General features: G+C 38.8%; 19 protein-coding genes. 1 reads left to right on the top strand and 18 read right to left on the bottom strand.

Features of this window, described 5'->3' with window-relative positions:
- Nucleotides 1–10: 10 nt before the first annotated feature.
- Genes NSS81_RS24350 through NSS81_RS24340 form a run of 3 tightly spaced genes read right to left on the bottom strand, consistent with a single transcriptional unit; the run spans nt 11 to nt 2795 of the window.
- Nucleotides 11–1825 (bottom strand): DNA/RNA helicase domain-containing protein, encoded by a 1815-nt coding sequence (locus NSS81_RS24350; protein WP_342431181.1) that lies wholly within the window; start codon nt 1823–1825, stop codon nt 11–13.
- A gap of 50 nt (nt 1826–1875) precedes the next feature.
- Nucleotides 1876–2277: a hypothetical protein gene (locus NSS81_RS24345; protein WP_342431180.1), complete on the bottom strand. Its 402-nt coding sequence runs from the start codon at nt 2275–2277 to the stop codon at nt 1876–1878.
- A gap of 2 nt (nt 2278–2279) precedes the next feature.
- Nucleotides 2280–2795, bottom strand: a complete 516-nt coding sequence (locus tag NSS81_RS24340) for a hypothetical protein (RefSeq protein ID WP_342431179.1) — start codon at nt 2793–2795, stop codon at nt 2280–2282.
- An 840-nt stretch (nt 2796–3635) separates the two neighbouring features.
- Between NSS81_RS24340 and NSS81_RS24335 the strand changes: the two genes are divergently transcribed.
- Nucleotides 3636–4418 (top strand): GntR family transcriptional regulator, encoded by a 783-nt coding sequence (locus NSS81_RS24335; protein ID WP_342431178.1) that lies wholly within the window; start codon nt 3636–3638, stop codon nt 4416–4418.
- Between the two features lie 70 nt (nt 4419–4488).
- Here the strand turns inward: NSS81_RS24335 and NSS81_RS24330 are convergent, their stop codons facing one another.
- The 15 genes from NSS81_RS24330 to NSS81_RS24260 all read right to left on the bottom strand — a co-directional run bounded on the left by NSS81_RS24330 (nt 4489) and on the right by NSS81_RS24260 (nt 21523).
- Nucleotides 4489–5712, bottom strand: a complete 1224-nt coding sequence (locus NSS81_RS24330) for an alkyl sulfatase dimerization domain-containing protein (RefSeq protein ID WP_342431177.1) — start codon at nt 5710–5712, stop codon at nt 4489–4491.
- An 11-nt stretch (nt 5713–5723) separates the two neighbouring features.
- On the bottom strand, nt 5724–6956 hold the full coding sequence (locus NSS81_RS24325; protein ID WP_342431176.1) for an alkyl sulfatase dimerization domain-containing protein: 1233 nt from the start codon (nt 6954–6956) through the stop codon (nt 5724–5726).
- A 21-nt stretch (nt 6957–6977) separates the two neighbouring features.
- Nucleotides 6978–7964 (bottom strand): dipeptide ABC transporter ATP-binding protein, encoded by a 987-nt coding sequence (locus NSS81_RS24320; RefSeq protein ID WP_342431175.1) that lies wholly within the window; start codon nt 7962–7964, stop codon nt 6978–6980.
- Complete coding sequence (locus NSS81_RS24315) at nt 7949–8911, bottom strand: ABC transporter ATP-binding protein (protein WP_342431174.1); 963 nt, start codon at nt 8909–8911, stop codon at nt 7949–7951. Before NSS81_RS24315 ends, NSS81_RS24320 begins: the two co-directional genes overlap by 16 nt.
- An 11-nt stretch (nt 8912–8922) precedes the next feature.
- Nucleotides 8923–9846 (bottom strand): ABC transporter permease, encoded by a 924-nt coding sequence (locus NSS81_RS24310; RefSeq protein WP_342431173.1) that lies wholly within the window; start codon nt 9844–9846, stop codon nt 8923–8925.
- A gap of 31 nt (nt 9847–9877) precedes the next feature.
- The gene (locus NSS81_RS24305; protein ID WP_342431172.1) at nt 9878–10810 is read right to left on the bottom strand and encodes an ABC transporter permease; all 933 of its coding nucleotides are present in this window, start codon (nt 10808–10810) and stop codon (nt 9878–9880) included.
- A 77-nt stretch (nt 10811–10887) separates the two neighbouring features.
- A complete protein-coding gene (locus tag NSS81_RS24300) occupies nt 10888–12495 on the bottom strand; it encodes an ABC transporter substrate-binding protein (RefSeq protein WP_342431171.1) in 1608 nt (535 codons plus the stop codon).
- Between the two features lie 55 nt (nt 12496–12550).
- Nucleotides 12551–14170, bottom strand: coding sequence for a long-chain fatty acid--CoA ligase (locus NSS81_RS24295; RefSeq protein ID WP_342431170.1), 1620 nt, complete (start codon nt 14168–14170; stop codon nt 12551–12553).
- 37 nt (nt 14171–14207) lie between these two features.
- A complete protein-coding gene (locus NSS81_RS24290) occupies nt 14208–15056 on the bottom strand; it encodes an alpha/beta hydrolase (protein ID WP_342431169.1) in 849 nt (282 codons plus the stop codon).
- A gap of 62 nt (nt 15057–15118) precedes the next feature.
- A complete protein-coding gene (locus NSS81_RS24285) occupies nt 15119–16834 on the bottom strand; it encodes an alkyl sulfatase dimerization domain-containing protein (protein ID WP_342431168.1) in 1716 nt (571 codons plus the stop codon).
- A gap of 30 nt (nt 16835–16864) precedes the next feature.
- Nucleotides 16865–18622, bottom strand: coding sequence for an alkyl sulfatase dimerization domain-containing protein (locus NSS81_RS24280; protein WP_342431167.1), 1758 nt, complete (start codon nt 18620–18622; stop codon nt 16865–16867).
- Between the two features lie 93 nt (nt 18623–18715).
- Nucleotides 18716–19489 (bottom strand): glucose 1-dehydrogenase, encoded by a 774-nt coding sequence (locus NSS81_RS24275; RefSeq protein ID WP_342431166.1) that lies wholly within the window; start codon nt 19487–19489, stop codon nt 18716–18718.
- 44 nt (nt 19490–19533) lie between these two features.
- Nucleotides 19534–20070, bottom strand: a complete 537-nt coding sequence (locus NSS81_RS24270; RefSeq protein ID WP_342431165.1) for a chromate transporter — start codon at nt 20068–20070, stop codon at nt 19534–19536.
- Between the two features lie 2 nt (nt 20071–20072).
- Nucleotides 20073–20690 carry a chromate transporter gene (locus tag NSS81_RS24265; protein WP_342431164.1) on the bottom strand — a complete coding sequence of 206 codons (618 nt, stop codon included), beginning with the start codon at nt 20688–20690 and terminating at the stop codon, nt 20073–20075.
- A 59-nt stretch (nt 20691–20749) separates the two neighbouring features.
- Complete coding sequence (locus NSS81_RS24260; RefSeq protein ID WP_342431163.1) at nt 20750–21523, bottom strand: GntR family transcriptional regulator; 774 nt, start codon at nt 21521–21523, stop codon at nt 20750–20752.
- Nucleotides 21524–21793 lie beyond the last annotated feature (270 nt).

Raw genomic sequence — 21793 nt, 5'->3', positions numbered from 1 at the left:
TTATCTTGTTTCACCTTAATTCCTCAACACCAATCACTTTAAAAAGTGACCAGGTTCCATCAAGATGGGGGATATCAGGAATATAGATAATCATCCCATCCCGCCCTCTTGTTAGTAAGACGCGATAGCTATTTAGTCGAATCCTTTTTGGATCGTTTAGATTTCTGTCCTGGAAATGGTCCGTCCATTCTCTACCATTCCAAGTTAAATCGTAGCCCCAGCAAACCACCGCTAAATCAAGCTCTAATCCCTGCGTTTCAAATTCTGAAGCGGCAAATTGTAGTGTAGAAGAATAGTAGTCTGATGGAGTGTGGTTAAAGTAGGATACATAGGGTTTTGTTGTATACCTGGAGGCAATAGGTAAACCCTTAACAAAATGATAAGGGTGTTGAATACCATATTCCCTTCTCGAGGAAGTGACTAACCCGAACTGTTTAGCCTGCCCCTGATATCGTGTACCTACAAAGTCCTTGATCTGTTCTAAATCTCTAGAAACATACAAGGTAAAACGATCTTTTTTTAATTGGTTTGTTTCCTCAGTACATTCATCAATTTTCCCAGTTAGCAAATGGTGAACCCAAGTGTGCAAACCAAGAGCCAAATGACTTCTTAGTGATACATTTAAGTTTAGATGCTGATGGGTTACATGATGAGTGGCATGAGGAAATTGACCGGCTAAATGTTCATGGGAGTGAACGGTCCATTGCCCATCCTTGATGGCCGTATTCCATAACGGAAGTCCACCTTCTTCGCCTTCGTATATTTCCTGCCCTTCGCCAATTAAGCCAATTATGACGGACCAACCTTTTAGATCCTGTGCGATTTTCACCATCAAATCTGGCTCAGAAAAAGGCTTCTTCATCTTCTTGGAATCCCAAGCCCGCTGTGCCTCATCAAAAATAAAGATATTTTCCGCGGGGATCACGTGATGCTTTAGATACTCCCATTTAAAGTTCTTTAATGCTTGAACAAACGTCTTATTTCCGAGGGCGTCTTGGAGGACATCCACCAATGGTCCATTACCAGATAAATAGACTGCATCTTCGACCATATGTGAAAACTGTAAACCTACTAACGTCTTCCCCGCACCAGGAACGCCAGTTAATAATACTAAATGGTGCGTTTTCGTCTTTTTTGCTTCTTCAACAATAGAAACAAGAGTCTCAAGCACCTGAGAAATATTGGTATTGTTCACTTTTCTAATAGAAGGAAGTGGCTCATGTGTCATAATCGCTCTGGCACCTTCGACAATTGTGGGTAATCTATCGTATGATCCTTGCAGAAATTCGTCGCTATCAAGCAATTTTCCCTTCGCGTTTTTCTTCAGTAGCGCTAGAAATTTACCTAAGCCTGAACCTGTAGTTATATATAACCGCTTTTCTGTGTTTATTTGCATTTTCTCTTCTTTAAAATAGGTTAGAACGAGCGCACCTCTTACCTGTAAGCTATACTTCGCAACGGCTTCATGATAATGATTAAAATCACGAACGTAGCTTGAGAGCTGCTCATAATCAGCGGAACGTGGATTTCCTTTCATTTTAAATTCGATCACGAGCAGTTCTCCTGGGAGAAGTAATAATACATCAGGACGACGGCCACCCTCTCGAGGTAGTTCATATTCAAAAATCAGCTGCCACGGCTCAGATTGATAGGAAGAGAGTGTCTGTTGTAAAACGTGATAGCTGTTCCTCCAGGCTTCCACCTGTTCCTCTTTGAAATCACCAATAAAATCACCTAAATGTGCAAGAAAATTCGATTCATCTAACACTAAAAATTGAGTAATACTACCGGACCAACCACATCTTTTACCTTGCTTCGTTTCCATGGATATGTATCTCCAATACAGGAAAATATGAATCTTCTATGTAATCGTTTCTACTTCTTTTCCTTCAATTCAAAGACGATCGCTTCTCTATTATGGCCATTTCGATCCGGTGCTGTTCGATGATGGTAGCCTGTACAAATCATTTCACCGACAAATTTCACATGGCCCGTGCTGTTATTTTGGAATAAATAGATGTCTTTCCCGTTTAAGAGATGATCTCTAATGGCTTTATTACCCTTAGTGAATTTCATATCTCCCTCTTGGCCCTCACCAGTATAATAATAAACGCTATTCCCTTGCCAACCATCTGTATAGCCGTAATTCTTGCCACTCTCTCCCGAAAAAATCAAAATCATCGGGAATTTACTCGGTGTGCTAATTCCTGATTGCTGCTGACCTCCAAATTTATCATGCAAATCTCTTCGTCTATATATCTTTCCTTCAGTTAACATTTTTACTCCCCCAAGCCATTTATCCATTTTTCAAAAAAGCCCCAGTCCTTAACAGAACCATCATCGTTTAAAACACCCAAATAGGTTCCATCTCCTTTACCTACCTGCCAAATCGCTTGTGCTGAATTGGATTTATCTGTTATTCCATTTTTCATTACATATTCAAAAAACGCTAGCTTCCCTGGCTGATAATTTTCTGCAACATAAGCAACCAAATAAATATCAATACAGCTAGCGCCAAAATCATTAGGTTCGCCGCTTAGAATATGTTGTTTAATAAGTTGAATTCTATTTTCCGTTGTAGTAGCGAACATCACTGCTAATTTAATTTTCTCGATCTGATAGGCTTTGTAGCTTCTCTTCTCCCATTGCTTCAGAAGAGCTTCATTTCCATTGATCACAATCAACTTATCTAGCATATTCTTTAAATTGCATACAGTCGGTATAACATTTTGATGAATACTTCTACCTCGTAGATTACGTGGTAATGAAAAAATCTGAGCTGAGTTTGTAACCATTCAAATTCTCCTATTTTGTAGATTTTAGTTAAATTATACCATCTGTGCCTTAGGAGTCATATAAATATAGGAAAATAGTAATACTATTAAACGACAAAAAAAGGTAGCTACAACCTTTGGGTTGTACCTACCTTCTTATTCATTTTATCCTTGCCCTAGAATAATACTTAACCTTTAAATACAAACTCATTATCCCCCCTGAAGATATTCTCTTTTAGGTGGTTGATGCTTGGGAACCTTTATTTTTTGATGATGGTATTTGGACAGTTCCGCAGTAAAAGCAGGATCATCATTCATTTTAGTTGATACTTTTATGAAATACTCTGGTGTGTTTTTGGTAATAATACATAGTTTGTAGTTGTATCTCAATCTTTAGAGGGGTTTGCTGTAACTAGTCCCCCAGTGCGTTAATGCTTTTGTTTCCTGAGGGACTGATCCCAAAGTCTTAGTAAACAAAACAAGTTGCTAACCTGAACTTTTAATAAGCTTCCATCCCAGAATCCCTCAATCAGTGACTGAACAATTTCGGAACAATCAAAGAAATATTCCTCAATTAAGGGAATAGTTTTCAAAGGTTACTATCCCCTCTTACTATACATTCGTCCATATTTTCTGGCTTCGCCGTGAAATATAAATGGGCATTGGCATAACCATGCCTAACTGGATGTCCTCAAAAAATCCCTTTATTAAAAAACAAATGCGATGATCTCTATTGATTTTTTCGATAGAGTCTTTCCGACTTATTAAAGAATTTTCAGAATTCCGAATTTTGTTATGCTATAATAGTGGTACGGATAACATATTAAGGCTGTCATTTATAACGGGGAAGAGTTGATGTTTATGTTAGATGATAAAAGTGTTATACCACTCTATTATCAATTAAAAGAAATCTTTAAAGAAAAAATAAAAGATGGCTCTTGGAAGGAAGGCGAAAAGATTCCCTCTGAAAGAGAGCTAATGGAGCAATATAATATTAGCCGAGCTACTGCAAGAAAAGCACTAAACGATCTCTTATTTGAAGGACTAATTGAGAAAAAACAAGGGGTAGGCACATTTGTCGCCAAAAGAAAAGTTTTACAGGACTTAACTGGTGAATTAGCCTATGCCCATCAAGTTACGGCTCAAGGATTAGTCCCCAGTATGAAAGTAATTTTTTCTGGAACCGATCAATATATTTCCAAACGAATATTAAATACTTTTCAGTTAAACAACTCTGATCAAATATTTAAATATAGCGGGGTACTTTTCGCTGATCGTCAACCTTTGATTTTAGCAACAACCTGCATCCCTTTTGATTTAGTCCCAAATATAACAGAAAAAAATTTGGAAAAGTTGGTTTTATTTGATTACTTAAAGAATGAGTGCAATATTCAGATTACACATTCCGTAATTGATATCGAACCGATCACTCTAAATGAATTTGAAGCAAATCAGTTACAATCGGAAGTTGGAAAGCCAGCTTTATCTGTTGAACGTATACTTTACGATGACAGCAAGGCAGTAGTGATGTCAAAACACATCATGCTTGGTGAAAGATGCAAATACTTCTTTACGATTAAACAGAATAATAATAATGAGCCTGACTTAAATATAGACTTAAAGGTTAATATTGGTCTCTCCTAAAATTATAAATGCTCTTTACAAAGAAATATAACATTCCTTTGTAAAGAGCTTCCTATTATTAATTGTTAAATTAGTTAGATTCCTTCAATATTACATTTGAAGCATTATGATAAATATTTTTCCTCATATAATTTTCGTCTACCTCGGATAGATGAGCAACTATCTCTGCTTTAACGTTTTGAGCTTCCTTACATAACTTTCCTTCTGATTCAATAATAATATCCAACAGATAGAGAGCAAGTCGATGCTTATTTATTTGAATCAGTTCATTTGCCCTATTTAGGATTTTTTCCTCATTTGCAATCAGACTATTAATTTCAGCTGCAACTGTCCTGCTCTTTTCAGGATAGAGATTGGTTGGATTCCCATCATACCAACCAGTGTATCGACGGTATGTGCCTCTGATAGCAAAGTCCAAGCAGCCATAAAATTGAGCTAAATAAGGACTTTCTTCCAAATGAGAAGGCAGTTTCGCACCTTCGAGAATTTCTTCTAAAGATTTCCCGTCATTTAACCCTGAAACCACACGTTCTTGAACAAATTCCATTGATTCCTTGATAGCAGTGGTATGAGCATCGAAAATTTTCGGATTATTGATATAAGGCCCATGTCCAGGAAATGTAATTTTGGGTTGCAGGCTACGAATTTTCTCCATCATTAGAGCCCATTCTTTTGCAAATCGGATATCCTTTGCGGGATTGCCTACATTCGGAAAAGAGCGAATGATAAAGTCGCCCGTGAACACGACATCATCCTCTGGAATATGGATCACCGTAGCATCATCGGTTTCCCCTTTGCCATGTATTAGATGAAAGGTCTTTCCACCCAGTGTAATTACATATTCTTGATCATAAACAATATCTGGAAATAAAACCTCATCCCATAGATTACTCATTTGAAAACTTGTGGCGAATTGACGCTCGTTAATAATATAATGGTAGTTATTTAATTCCTTATATCTTTCTAAGCGGGCAATAACATTCCGCTGGGCAATGATTTGTGCCCCTTCATTTTTAAAGACTCTGGCACCGCCAACATGGTCACCATGTCCATGAGTGTAGATCAAATATTTAATCGGCTGATTGGTCACAGCTCTGATTTTCGATAGGATTCCTTCTGCTTGCGCGGTACTTAAGGTACTGTCGATTACCACTATTCCCTCATCGGTTTCAACAACACCAACATTCCCAAATGCTTTCACAAAGTAATACCCGTCTCTCACCTTTTCGAAGACCACATCGCTATTTTGAGACGCATAGTTCTTCATATCATTTTGTAAACTAGCAATACTCATTTCCTTCCTCCTCATTTATGGGTATTTTCTGAGACCATACTTTGGGCAATTTGTTTATAAATATTTCTCATAATAAAATTATCATTTTTCTCTGAAAGTTTTTTGGTTAATTCAGCTTTTAATTCTAAAGCCTCCGGTTCTTCACTACCAAATACGAGTAAATCAATCAAATGTAGCGCCATTTGAAACTCCCCATTATCACGAAGCTGTTTACATTTTTCTAGGATGGCATTTGGATTAGGGATAAAAGACAGAATTTCTTTTGCGACAACCTTTTGTTTGGCAGGCTGCAGGTTAGTCGGGTTCCCATCAAACCAACCGGAATATCTACGGTGTGTTCCTTTGATGGCAAACATTAAACAGCCATAATGTGGTTTAATATATTCGCTTTTTTCCAAATGCTCAGGAAGTTTAATCTGATCGAGCATATCCTCTAGCAAAGTTCCCTTATTCATATGATAAATGACCTCATCATGGACAAAACGCAGGCATTCTATGACATCTTGTAAAGCGGTTTGAATCGTGTCCTTATTAACAAAAAGATCCCCATGTCCCGGAACGAGGAATTCCGGCTGCCTATCTCTGATTTTTTCTAAGGCTTCATACCATTCCCTTTCAAAGCGAACCTCTTTTAACGGGTTCCCAATATTAGGAAAGGACGAGATGAAAAAGTCTCCTGAATAAATGACCTTTTCAACTGGTATGCTGACAAAGCAATGGTCATCCGTTTCTCCTTTTCCATGGATAATTTGGAACCTCTTTTCCCCAAGTATAAATTCGTACTCGGTATGAAAGGTAATTTCTGGGTAAGTAAAATCGTATTTTTTCACATCAGTTGTTTTATTGTCAAATTGAACAGAGCCAATCCGTTGCCTATGTTCCTTCAAGATTTGATATTTTCTAAATCGATCGATAACATTTTCATGGGCAACAACAATCGTTCCATTTTCCTTAAATACTTCTGCCGAATTGACATGATCCATATGACCATGCGTGTAGATAATATAACGGATTGGCAAATCTGTCAGGTTACGGATTTCCTTATATATCTTTTCTGCGTGTTCTGGGCTGATACAAGTATCAATGACAACTACACCTTCAGTTGTAAGGACTACACCAACATTCCCAAAACCAGGCGCATAGAAAAAATCCTTTTTAAATTCAATTAATTGAACATCCTTTGTACTATTCTTAAATACTTGGTTCATTTGTGTTTCCAATACGCTTAAAAAGTTTCTTGCCATTTCCATCCTCCTTAAAATCGTTTATATTAAGTGGCATGAAGCTTGATGCTCATGCGAAATCTCCTTCAATTCAGGGGCGGTTTGATTACATGAATCCATTCTGACTGGACATCTGGAATAAAACGGACACCCTTTTGGCGGGTTTCTCGGACTTGGTACATCTCCTTCTAAATGAACTCTTTGTGTCAATTTTTTTAATTTGGGGTCAGCAACCGGAATCGATGATAACAATGCCTTTGTATAAGGGTGCTGAGGATTGTTGAATATTTGTTCCCGGGTTCCGATTTCAACAATTTTCCCAAGGTACATAACAGCAACCCGGTCACTGATATGTTCTACTACACTTAAATCATGGGAGATAAAAATATAGGTAAGTTTAAGCTTTTGTTGAAGTGACTTGAGTAAATTTAATATTTGTGATTGAATCGAGACATCCAATGCTGATACCGGCTCATCACAGATAATGAGCTGTGGATTCAATGCAAGTGCTCTAGCAATGCCAATTCGTTGCCGCTGGCCGCCGGAAAACTCATGGGGATACCGATATAAATGATGGACATCCATACCGACTAGTCTGAGAAGTTTGCTCACTTCATCTTCAATTTGGGCATTAGATAGTTTCGTATTAATGGCAAATGGCTCACTTAAAATTTTCTTAATGGTGTGTCTTGGATTTAAAGAACTATAGGGATCCTGGAAGATAACTTGTATATTTTGCCGGTAATCCAGCATCTCCTTTCGCTTCATTACTAAAACATTTTTATCCCTAAATACCACCTCACCCGAAGTAGGTTCGATTAGTCTCAATAGGGACATGCCTGTGGTACTTTTGCCACAACCTGATTCTCCAACAATGCTAAATGTTTCGCCCTTCCTAACTTGAAAAGAAACACCATCGACTGCTTTGATGACATCATTGGATTTACCAAAGAAGTTTCCTTTCATAGGATAGTATTTTGTTAAATTTATTACATCAATTAGAATTTCTTCTTTTACATGAAGTGCCAACAACGTACCCTCCTTCCATGCCCAACATCCATTAATTGCGGTTCTTTCTCTCTGCATTCATGTGTGGCAGCTTGACAGCGAGGATTAAAGCGACATCCTTTAGGCATGTTGTCAAAGTCAGGTACAGTCCCCTCAATGGAGTATAGTTCCTTCTTTCTACTTCCTAATTTTGGAACAGAAAGCATTAAGGCTTTTGTATAGGGGTGTTTAGGATTTTCAAACAATTCCTCAACGGACGCTTCTTCAATCACTTGCCCTGCATACATCACCACTGCCTTTTGACAGATTTCTGCCACAACCCCTAAATCATGGGTAATCATGATCACCGTCATATTCAAATTCTGCTGGAGTTCATACAATAATTCGAGTATTTGCGCTTGAATGGTAACGTCCAAGGCAGTTGTCGGTTCATCAGCTATCAAAACCTTTGGATTGCAGGCAAGGGCCATCGCAATCATCACACGCTGCCTCATCCCCCCGGAAAGTTCATGAGGATAAGCCTTTAATTTTTCTTCAGCATCAGGTATTTTTACTTGATTTAGGACTTCAATCGACCTTTTTTTAATTTCTTTGGCATTTAAGTCCGTATGGTATTTAAAGACTTCTGCCAGTTGGTTCCCAATAGTGAAAGACGGGTTCAATGATGTCATCGGCTCCTGGAAAATTATAGATATTTCTTTTCCCCGAATTTTATTCATTTCTTTCACAGACATTTTGGTTATATCTTTACCATTATATAAAATGCAGCCTGAACCGACTTGCATCGTCTTTGGAAGGAGTCCCATAATAGATAAAGCAGTCATGCTTTTTCCACAGCCGCTTTCTCCAACAACTGCCACAAATTCCCCTTCATTAATGGAAAAGCTAACGTTCTCCAGTATGGCATTAAAACCTTCCTTGTTTTTCCTGCCGACTTGTAAATCCTTAATTTCCAAAACAGCAGCCATTTTCCTACCTCCTACTTTCTCTGTTGTTTAATATGGGGATCGAAGGCGTCACGCATCGCATCCCCCACTACATTAAACGCAATCGATACAATAAGCAGCGCCAACCCAGGGAAAAGGACTAGTCCAGGGGTAGAGGTGATATATGTAAACCCTTCCTGAATCATATTTCCCCATGTAGGTGTCGGAGGCTGAACACCAACTCCCAGAAAGCTAAGACTAGCTTCAATCCGAATGGCAGAAGACATATGAAGGGTGGAAATGACCAATAGCGGCCCTAAAATATTGGGAAAAATATGCTGAATGATCACCCGAAAGTTTCCTGCCCCTAAAGAGATCGCTGCTTTAATATACTCCCGCTCTTTTACTTCCAAGGCGGATCCCCTTGCCATTCTTGCTACCCCAGGAATTAACCCAATGCTAATCACAATGATTAAAGTTGTCATACTTGACCCTAATGCGACAAGAACCATTAATCCAAATAATAAAAGTGGGATCATCATGATGGATTCAAGGATTCTCATTAATACATCGTCAAGCCAGCCCCCCTTATAAGCAGCAACCATCCCTAGCAATCCTCCTACAATAGTACTGACAGCTACTGAAATAAAGCCAACAAATAAGGAGGTTTGTGATCCCAAAATGACACGGCTTAAAATATCTCTTCCTAAAGGGTCCGTTCCAAGCCAATGTTCTACTGAGACACCCTTCGCACGATTCGCAACATCTTGAGCTAGAGGATCATGGGGTATAATGAACGGAGCCGTTATGGCAACCAATAACATAAAAACTAAAATCACCAGCCCTGTCATACCTAAAGGGTTTTTCTTAAATGCGGCCCATTCTGCAGATTTGACACGTTTTTTAACTGGTATTTCTGTATTTGAAATTTCCGAAACTAGATTAGCTTCAGTTTCCTGTCGTAATGGCTGTACCATTTTAGCATCTCTCCTTTCCTTTTAAATATATTTATCTTGGCCTTATTTTTGGGTTAACAAAGGAATAACTCACATCCACAATTAAGTTCACAAAAATAACCAATAAAGCAAACAGAATGAGGCATCCTTGAAGAATTGCAAAGTCTCTCGTTAGGATTGCACCTACCGCTAAACTTCCTAAGCCTGGGCGGCTAAAAATCGTTTCTGTTATAACAGCTCCACTAATCAAAGCGGTTATATCAATACCAATGACCGTTATAACAGGAATAAGACTATTTCTTAAGGCATGTTTAAAAACAACGACCCTGTTCGGAATACCTTTTGCCTTAGCCGTTCTAATATAATCTTGATTGATTTCCTCCAGCATACTGGCACGGGCGAATCTCATCATGACACCAGAAAGGATTAAACCCAATGTAAAGGTTGGCAGAATCAAGTGGAATAAACTTCCCCAAAACCCTTCACCTGATCCCATAGACGGGAAAATATTAAGCTTAAGAGAAAAAGCTAAAATCAGGAGAATTCCAAGTAAGAATGGTGGTGAAGATAACCAAATAAATGAAAAAACTCGCATGATGAAATCGATCCAAGAATTAGGCTTTAAGGCTGATAAGATCCCAATTGGAATCCCTAGAATACACCCAACAACAATACTACTAATGGACAAAGCGATAGTGGGTACGAAATTATCTGCAATAAGTGTCATAACCGGGGTTCCTGATGCAATGGATTCACCAAAATTCCCGGTAAAGATATCGCCCAAATAATGTAAATACTGTTGCCATACAGGCAAATCTAATCCCATTTGCTTTCGTAAATTTTCTAATGCCGCCTCACTGGCATTTTCACCCAGAATCACTAATGCTGGATCCCCCGGAAGAACTCTAAGAGCGAAAAAAATTATGGTTAAGGTAATAAAAACTGTTGGAATGGCAACCAATATTCGCCGTACTAAAAATTTCAACAAAACAATCACCCCGTTTTCGTAAAGTTGGGAAGAAGGAGGGAGAGAAAACTACGCTCCTTCCCACCAACAGTAGGCTACTCTAAATCAGTTGTTTCATAGATTGGATAGGAATAAACAAACGTGCCCTTGAAATCGTATCCAAGTTTAACTTCCGGTCTCCGGAAAAGGATACTTTTTGTTTCAATCAGTGGAACGATTGAATAATTATCCATTATTTGTTTTTGAAGTTCTTCATACAATTCCTTGGACTTCGCCGGATCCATTTCCTGTGCCGCCTGCTCTATTAAGCTATCTGATTTGTCGTACTTAGAAAAGTTCGTTTTTCCAATAGATCCAGTATGGAAAAAGAAATTGACTGGGAAAGCAGCATGAGGCTTGAAATTTTTTGTATATAGACTTATATTGTTCAACCCTTTACGAATATTCGCTTGATACGTTGGAATATCAGCCTGCGTTAATTCCATTTTAATTCCTACTTGGCGCAATTGTTCTTGGATAAAGGTCATCTGATTTAGATACGAAGAGCGGGTATTAACAAAGTTTGGTGGCAGTTCCAATCCATCTGGGTAGCCAGCCTCTTTTAGTAATTTTTTTGATAATTCAGGGTCATACTTATAATTTCCCAAATCCGCATGCCCCTCCATGTTACTTGCCAACGGTCCAGAAGCGAGCGTTGCAACTTTAGAGGTATAAACTTCCTTTACAAATTTCTCCATATCAATGGCATGGGCAATCGCTTTTCGAACACGAATATCATCGAGCGGTTTAATAGTTGAATCAAGGTGAAGTAACCAGTTGAGCGGCGGATCCGGATAATCAATAGTGAAATCTTTTTTCTCCGTCTTCTCAACCCATAACTTATCCGCATTTCCAGTTGCTAGATGAATCTCACCCTTTTCCATGGCAATATCCACTGAATTTTGATCCGCCATCGTAATAAATTCAATTCCATCAAGCTTTGGTTCACCTCGGAAGAAATCTTTATTTTTTTCTAAAGCCACTTTTTCATTGAGTTTATACTCTTTTAACATGAATGGCCCAGTCCCTACTGGTTTTACCATCGAATCTTTCCCGGCTTCCTCAATTGCTTCTTTCTTTACTATTGCTCCTGCAGAATCGTCACCCAGCAATCGCGGAAGGAAAGAAGGGTCAGGACGGTGTAACTGGAAAACTACCGTATAGTCATCAGGGGTTTGAACTTCCTTAATAATCTTTAAATCTTCAAGATAGGGTGAGCCTGTTTCTGGATTGAGTAGACGTTCATAGGTCCACTTTACGTCTGAAGCTTTAAGTTCCCCATAACCAAAATGCCACTGCACACCTTTTCGAAGCTTAAACGTCCAAACAGTTCCATCATCACTGGCTTCCCAAGATTCTGCCAAATCTCCCTCGATTCCATCGACAGTAACAGTTCCAGGCTTAAATCGTACCAGACCATTATAGAGAGTTTGGTTAACCGTAAGGTCAGGAGCGGAAGCGGCAAAAGCTGGATCTAATCTGGTCGCATTACCAGGCATCGCTACTTTTAGAACCTTTACTTTGTTTGTGTCATTATCAGTCGATTTATTATTGGAATTGGTTTCTTTAGAAGTTTCGCTTGATGATGAACAGCCAGTTAGAACGAGAACCATAGTCAAAATTAGGGCAAAACTTATATTTAACCACTTTTTCGATGTTTTCATCGATATACTCACACCCTCGTAATTTAGTATTAATAAAAATATACTGAAATTTCAGTTACTTTGCCACAAAGAATGATTCCAACTTCTCTCTTAATGCTCGCTTTAGAAACTTTCCAACAGAGGTTTTAGGGATTTCATCCATCATGATAACATCATCCGGAATCCACCATTTCGCAAACTGCGGTTTAATAAATTCAATGATGTCCTCTTTTGTTACTTTATCTCTAAATTTTTCTTTTAAAACGACTACCGCTATCGGACGTTCCTGCCATTTTGGATGTGGCAGACCAACAACTGCAGCTTCCGCAACTGCTTCGTGAGCCATTATAGCATTTTCTAAATCTACGGAAGAGATCCACTCACCACCGCTTTTTACTAAATCCTTTGTCCGGTCGACCAGTTTTACAAAGCCCTCTTCATCTATCGTCGCAATATCACCTGTATGCAGCCAACCATCCACAATAGCTTCTTTTGTTTTCTCCGGTTCCTTATAATAGGAATCAGTAATCCACGGCCCACGAAGAAGCAATTCTCCCATACTTTTTCCATCCCATTGTACTTCGCCATTTTCATCAATAATTTTTGCTTCTACTCCCGGAACCATTATTCCTTGCTTTGCTTTTAAGTCAAGCTTCGATTCGTAAGGCAAATCCTGCTGATAGCTTTTCAAACGGGTGATCGAAACAAACGGACTTGTTTCTGTCATTCCATAAGCTTGATAGAATGGAATTTGATGTTTCATCTCGTAATCTCGGATCATACTTTTTGGAGCTGCAGAACCCCCATTCACTATCATCCGTAGACTTGATGTATCATATGGATGTGATTCCAACTCATTTATTATACCTAGCAAAACAGTTGGCACTGCTGCTGTTAACGTCACTTTTTCGGATTGGATCAGTTCCAAAAGTACCTTGGGAGTAAAGTTTGGTCCAGGCAATACTTGAGTCGTACCTAGCATCGCTGCTGTAAAAGGCAGTCCCCATGCATTGACGTGGAACATCGGAACGATGACAAGAGCTGTGTCCCCCTCTGAAATGCCGACTCCATCCGCCATGCTTTGAGCCATGCTGTGCAGGACCATGCTCCGATGGGTATACAAGACACCCTTTGGGTTTCCAGTAGTTGCGGATGTATAGCAAATCCCTGCAGGTTCGCTTTCCTTAATATCTGTTGGAAACTGATAGTTTGGGTCCCCATTACGAATCAGTTTTTCATATAAATACAATGAACTCAGCTCCGTATACGGAAGCTCTTCCTCATCGGTCATCACAATAATGGACTCAACTGATGGAATCTTGTCCTTTACTCTTTCAATAATAGGAAGGAAATCTTTGTCAACAAGCAAAACCTTATCCTTTGCATTGTTGATGATATATATCAAATGTTCGTCCGAAAGGCGAAAATTTATTGTATGCAGCACTGCTCCCATATTTGGAATCGCAAAATACGCCTCTAAATGCCAGTGATGGTTCCAGCCTATGGTTCCAACCATATCCCCTCTGTTCACACCCAGTTTCTCCAGAACACTTGATAATCTTCTGATTCTCTCACCTATTTGTTGATAAGTGAATCGTTGAATACCAGATGGAGTCCTGGAAACAACCGTTTTCTTAGCGAAATATTTCTCTGCTCTTTTTAGTAAAGAAATTGTAGTTAATTGAACATCCATCATGTCTTAATCAATCCCTTGCTTCAGTTTCTTGTAAAATTTATTGAATCATTTTTTGCTCATTATTTTTAACAGTTTGAAAGTGTTCATCCACCAATGGAACCACCTTCTGAGGTGCCTCAATATGGATAAAATGACCGGCGTCAGGTATTATATGGACCGCAGCATGCGGATATTGTAGGTCACGCATTTTATAGGCAAATTCATAGTGAATGTAAGGATCATTTTCCCCCCACAAAATAGTAACGGGACTTTTTATTGCTGACAGCTTTTGATAGGGTTCCAGTAACTCAGGACTAGCCGATCGGTATAAATCCAGAATGACCCTTCGTGAATCTTCTGTTTGGTAAATAGAGTAGAAGTCTTCGAGCACTTCTTCGTCTATTGGAGGAACTTCTTTCTTCATATTGGTAAACCACTGTTCTTTGTCAGCCATCGTTTCCATTACTTGTTCACCAACTTCAGGAGTCCGCCACTTTCTAGCTATCGGATGCCATCTGTATCCCGGTATAAATGAACTGTCACTTATAATTAAACTGCCGATTTTTTCTATATGATCACAGGCCCATCGTAAACCTATTAATCCGCCCCAATCATGAACAATGAGATGTACTTTTTCTAACTTAAGTTCTTCAGTAAAACGATTAATAAATTTGACATAATTAGCCCATGATGATTCAGTCTGAAATCGATCACTTTGGCCAAATCCAGGGAGGTCCGGAGCAATGGTCCGAAAACCTTGCGAAACAATTCCTGGGATGAGATGCTTCCATAACATACTTGACTCGGGTACACCATGGATGAGCAGAACAGGAGGAGCCCCCTGTTCTCCCTCATCTACATACGAGATATTTAGGGTATCAATCTTAATCGACTTTTTGGTAACCATTTTTTCTCCTTTTTGAATAAAATAATTTCTTCCCAATCATTAGATAGTAGGGACTCTTAAACTTATTCAAACATTTCTAATATTCCAATCAATGCCTGCGGATCCCCTGTTAGTTGTACTCGTCCGCTGGATAGTAAGGCAGATAAATCATTTCGCTTAAAGATCAAGCTGTACCAGTCAGAACTTTGGACGGAGAGTGAATAAGTCGGATTTTGCAATGCATGATGAACACACTCCGCCACTCCATTTCGAATACACAGGCCCAAGGTTTCGCTTTTATCAATAAAATGTAACTCTATCTGTGCATCGGTGCCGGCTGATTTAATAGGGTCAATCCGATATTGAAGGACCCTTACAGCCTCCACGATTGGCAGGGCGCCAATTCTTTTCTCGTCAACTGGTGAAAAACCAGCTGGAATTTGATTAAAATCGATCTTTCCTTCCAGAGCGTAGGCCTGGGTTAAATAAAAGTTTCTTGATGATGAAGCTGGCGTGACATAAGCCATTTTCCTTAATGCATCAGCCTTTATTTGTTTGGCCTGTTCATAGTCAGGAGCAATCGTCAAAACATAGTTAATAAGTTCTGCTGCCCAAGCGTATTCTTTATTCACTAAAGATTCCTTGGCAGAATTTACGACTTTATCAATTCCCCCAAAACCTTGTATTAATTTTTGAGCACGAATTTTACGGGGGACAGGATTAATATCTGCTGCGTCCATACTGAACCAGCCAATTAACCCGCTATAAACTCCCTTTACATGGTGCTTTAGTTCCAAGTAGGTTTCCGTTAGACGAGGATGCTTGGCAAGATGTTCCGGGAGCTTAACAGATTCTGCGATTTCATCTGGTTTCAACCCTTTGTTAATCCCACGAATAGTTTGGCTATAGATAAAAGCAATGGAGTCCCGGTAAGCAGTAGCCAATTCATAGCTGTCTTCCCTTGTTAGCATCACTTCACCATGTTCAGGAACAAGGTAAGTGGGGTTGATTCGTCTTATATTATCAATTCCGTTCATCCACATGACAGGATCACGATATGGCTGACCCCTTAATGTATACATATTGGGCAACGAGCTAAGAATGCTGTTCGTGATCACTGTATCATCGTCTGGAAGCCATAGGGTAATCGAATCATTCGCATCTGAAGGAGAGTAAAAAAATTGCATTCTCACCCCATCAATCGTTAATTCTTCTTCATGCTTAATCTCATAGGTTGGCCTTATATAACCTGAGGATTTATCCTCTCCATCCTCTCCTTCATAATTGATTGGCGAAGCATCATGACCCGTTCTAGGGAGCATCATGCCAAAATGCTGAGCAATATTACGGGAGAAAGCTGGCCCCAGTTCAATACCGGAATTCATACAATTTTTATGGATATCTGGATGACCAATGATGTCAATCAATTTTCCCTCTTCCCCTTCTGGGACAAACGCTCTTGCTCCATTGGTATAATGACTGTGGGAGTAAATAATGGCTCGTACTGGTTTATCAGTTATTTGCCGCAGCAATTGGTATTTCTTTTTTCCAATTCCCATATTGGAACCTGTATCCCAGAAAATGACGCTATTCTCACCCTCGATAATTACTGAGTTTTCCAGGAAAAATCTCTCTAATACGGTAATTCGGTTTCCTATTTTCCTAATTTTTGATTTTCTTCGTTTCCCATAGGCTTCTCCCATAAGTTTATTGACAAAAGCTCCATGAGGCATTGTCATTTGATCCACGGGTGCTCCAAGGTAAGGAGATTTCAAATGTTGTTCTGTCATTTGATCCATACCGCCATTCCCTCCTTTGATAGGTTTAGTTTATAAATCAAAGCTTTGCATCAGTTCACTGATGGCTGAGCCCTCTCCACTAATCTGGACAGAATCATGATTGAGAGCCTCATCGATGGTATACTTGCCCAAAATGATGTCTAACCAAACTGTGCTTGGCAGAGCGATTGATATATTGGGCTGTTTAGGAGGGGAATCAATAAATTCAGCAACCCCATTTCTGACGTGTAAACCGAATGTTTGATTTAGGTCAGTAAATTCAATGGATAAAATCCGATTAAGATGCTCACATTTACCTGGGATTATTTTATACTCCAGCAGCTTGATGGAGGTTTCGATTGGATACTTTTGCGCTGCTGCTTTATCGTAATTTTTCGAGAACGAATTAGGGATGTTTGATAGATCAACCTTCCCCTCAAGCTCGAGTGCTTGGGAAAGATAGAAGCCTCTTGATGATAGGGCCGATGTCAATTGACCCATTTCCCTTAAAGCTTCGGCTTTCATCTCGCGGGCTTCCTTCAGGTCAGGCTGTATATTCAACACATGTGTAACCAGCTCCGCTGCCCATGCATATTCATGATTTTCAATGGATTCACGGCAAGCTTTAAGAACTTTAGGAATTCCGCCATAGCCTTCAATAATTTTCAGTGATCTAAAGGAGATTGGCACTGGATTTATGTCGGCAGCATCTAAACTAAACCAGCCGATCAAACCACTGTAAACTCCCTTTACCTGATGCTTGAACTCACCATAAACTTCTATTAATCTAGGATGCTGCGAAAGATGGGCAGGCAAAGTGATTTCCTCCGCAATCTCGTCCGGCTTCAACCCCTTATTAATCAATCGAATGGTTTGACAATAAATGAATGACATGGCATCACGATAAGATGTCGCTAATTCATAGCTTGCTTCTCTAGTTTTCATTGGATTGCCATGTGACGTGATTAGATATTGAGGCCTAATACTGCGAATCTGGTCAATTCCTTTAATCCAATAATCGGGATCACGATAAGGCTGTCCTCTTAACGTATACATATTGGGAAGGACATGCCAAATACTGTTTGTGATGACTGTATCGTGATCAGGGAGCCAGGCAGTGATTGAATCAAATGTGTCCGCAGGAGTATAAAAGAACTGTATCCTAACTCCGTCGACCATTAGTTCTTCTCCATCCCTTACCCCATAGTTTGGCTTTACATAACCAGAAGACTTGTCAGCATCACTTCCACCATCATAGCTAATAGGCGGTGCATCAGGTCCTTGATTTGGCAGGTATAACCCAAAGTGCTGTGCTGTTGATTTGGAGATTGCTTTTCCAAGCTCTGCCGTTGAATTGATCGTATTTTTATGTATATCTGGGTGACCAATGATTTGGATAGACCCATCTTCCGCTTCTTCAGAAAGGAAAGCTTTTGCCCCTTTCGTGTAGTGGTTATGAGAATAAATGATAGCCATAATCGGTTTATCGGTTACACTTCTTAGTGCCTTATATTTCTTTTTACCAATCCCCAAATTTGAACCGGTATCCCAGACAATGATTCCCTCTTTTCCTTCAATAATGATTGTATTTTCTAGTGAGTAATTTTCCAAAACCGTAATTTTGTCTGTTAATTTTGTTATGGAAGGCCCTGGCAGATCTGTATAATGCTTTGCCAATACTTTATTAACAATTGCACCGTTAGACATTGTCACTTTTTCCACAGATCCACCCATGTAGAGATTGGGGTTTATTGCCGTTGCTACATTCTCACTGGGGTTCTGCTTTGTTTCATTTGGTTTAATACTCATCAGGTATCCTCCTCGATTAATGTTTTCAGTGTATTAATATTGTCTTGGCTAATAATGGAAAGGCTTCCAAATGGGGCTTTTCATACCCAAATATTATTTTGCCGTTAATCCTCCATCAATAGGTAACGTCTGCCCTGTACAAAAGTTGGAAGCTCCTGAAGCAAAGAATAATACAGCTCCCATCAAATCGTTTTCTCCACCAAATCTTCGTAATGGAATATTATCCAACATGATTTCACCAATTTTTGCTATCTTTTCCCGGTTTATATCGGTTGGAAATGTACCCGGAGCAACAGTATTTACATACACGCCCAAGGGCCCCCATTTTACCGCCAGATCCTTTGTAAGAATCGACAGCGCCCCTTTACTTGAGTTATATGCCACATTATCCAGCCAAAAGGGCTCTGTTCCCTTAAATCCTGCAGCTGAGCCAATATTAACAATTTTTCCATAGCTATTTTCAATCATCGTTTTGCCAACTGCCTGACACATGAGAAAAACACCTGTAAGATTCGTATCAATAACACTCTGCCATTTTTCCAACGGCATTTCTGCAGCTGGAAATCTACCACCAATCCCACTATTATTAACCAATATAGTAATCTTCCCAAATTGGCTAATGGCGGCATCAACAAGCTTATCAATTGTATCCGGTTTGGTAACATCTACATATAATGCGATAGCCTCCCTACCCTTATCAATAATTTCTTGTTTTACACTTTCACAAGCAGCAAGATTTCTTGAGCATAGAACAATATTTGCCCCGGCCTCAGCTAACCCTAATGCAATTTGGCGACCCAAGCCTCTACCACCGCCTGTAACAATGGCTGTTTGGCCAGTGAGATCGAATAATTTTTGAATAGACATAGAAACCTTAACCCCCTTCATTTCAAAAAAATAATGGACATTGATTACAAAAATGCTATTCCGCCTATCACAGATAAGAAGATTAGGAACAGTGGGTGGATTTTTTTATAGATTAAGAGAAGCAAGGAAATTATGAGCATAATAGTAAAAATGATTGTTTCTATAGAAATGGTCGTCATTATCTCTAAGGAAAAAGCATATTTAATAGCTGAATAGACTAGCAATCCTACGACAACTGGCCTTAAACCATAAAAAGCTTTTTCAATAATTTCACTATCTTGAAAGCGCTTAAAAAATTTACTGATTAGAACCACTAGTATTAAGGATGGTGTGATAATTCCAGCCGTTGCAACAAGTGAAGCTGCTATTCCGCCTGTTTGAAAACCCACAAAAACAGCAGCATTTGTCCCTATAGAGCCTGGGAGCATACCTGATAGAGAAATAACCTCTGCAAACTGTCCTGATGTCATCCAATCATGACTAGATATTAGCCTTTCAATTAGAGGGAGCATGGCATAGCCTCCGCCAAATGAAAAACAGCCAACTAGAAAAAATCCCCAATAAAGTTGTAAATACATCATAATTATTCCTCTTTAACTTTCTTTATAAACAACATTTGCTCATCCCTAGTAGTTATTCCCCCCCCTTTTTCACCAACAGATTTAGGTTTCAGTTTAATCATTCCTACCAAAGCCCCGCTAATTATCAATATGATCGGATTTATATGAAAAATGATTAGCAGTAATAAACTCAGGATCATGATAAATACACTCGTTTTTCCTCTGATAGCTGTCTTTCCAATTAAAAATCCTGCATATAGAATCAAAGCAACGATTGAAGCACCAATTCCATTAAATGCGGCTTTAATAATTGAATTGTCCTTGAAGATGAAATAAATTAGTGAAACCAATATGACAATCAAAAAGGTAGGGAACAAAATGCCAATTAATGAAACCACGGCACCAGTAAAACCGGCTACACGATAGCCAATGAATATGGCGGAATTTATCGCAACCGCTCCAGGCAAGGTTTGTGCAATAGTGAATACATCAATGATTTCTTCCTTTTTTATCCATTCGTTTTTATTTACGACTTCTAATTCAATTAATGTAGTCATGGCATAACCGCCACCAAAGGTGATTGGGCTTATCTTTAAAAAAGTGAAAAGTAATTTTATTAGAATCCTTATATTTGAATTCATTCACTCTCCCCTTCTTTTACTAATATTTTGGGATGATGAAAACCGCATTAAAATTTGACTTACTCGTTAAATTCAATACCAACAAGATAATCTTCGTGTTTTTTTGGTTTTTCCCCTAAAGTCAGGGAAAACTTTCCTCGATCCCCACGCATAATTCGTCTTTGAATGGTGATTACTTGCTCATGGAAATAGATCACTCGCTCTAGCGATAGAGACGGTTTACCAACCTCTATTTCTAAGAAATTTGATTCAAATTCATTAATTGCTATAGGTTCAATTTCAAGGGTAGAGTGAGTGAAAGTTAGCTTACACTCATTTTCCAAATAATTAAATACTGTAATATTCTTTAAATCTTGATTTAATATTTCTGGTGCAAATTTGTATGGGATGTATAAAGTTTCTAATATTAATGGAGTGTTATTTATTGAACGAACTCGGATGATTTTATGAATTTTCTCAGTTTGATTTAAATTGAAAATATCCACGATGCGGTTAGGTAGAGGTGATTCCAAAGCTGCGTAAACAACCTTTGAACTTGGAGTTAATCCTTGAAGTATTGCTTGCCGATTAAAGCTTAGTTCTCCTATTAAATTCTGTGTAATTTTTGTTTTGGAAACAAAGGTTCCAACACCTTGTTTACTAAAGATCAATCCTTCCATCATGAGTTCACTTATTGCTTTTCGAACTGTTGCGCGACTTACACCATAGAATTCCATCAGCTCTCTTTCGGATGGAACCTTTAATCCTTCCTCCCATGAACTGTCTTTTATTTTTTCCTTTAATATCTCTTTAAGTTGGTAATAAAGAGGGATGACACTTTTTTCATCTAACATGTAATCAACTCTTTTCAATAAATATATGGATTATTTCCCTTCATACATTGATTAGACGAAGTCCTTTTATGCTGATGTAAACAATACCTGTTATCAGGTTATACGTACCAGTTTTATTATTTAAAGTTTAATATGAATTTTCCGAATTGTCAAACATTATTTTCTCTCTTTTTCTAGAAATAACACAAGAAACTATTTTATCTTTTTCTTCATCTCGGGCCAAAAACAGGGCCAGTCCCCCGGCACAGTAATGTTTTACTTGAACGGGGA

This window comes from Neobacillus sp. FSL H8-0543, assembly GCF_038592905.1.
GTDB lineage: Bacteria > Bacillota > Bacilli > Bacillales > Cytobacillaceae > Neobacillus.
This window is presented reverse-complemented; position numbering and strand designations above follow the sequence as displayed.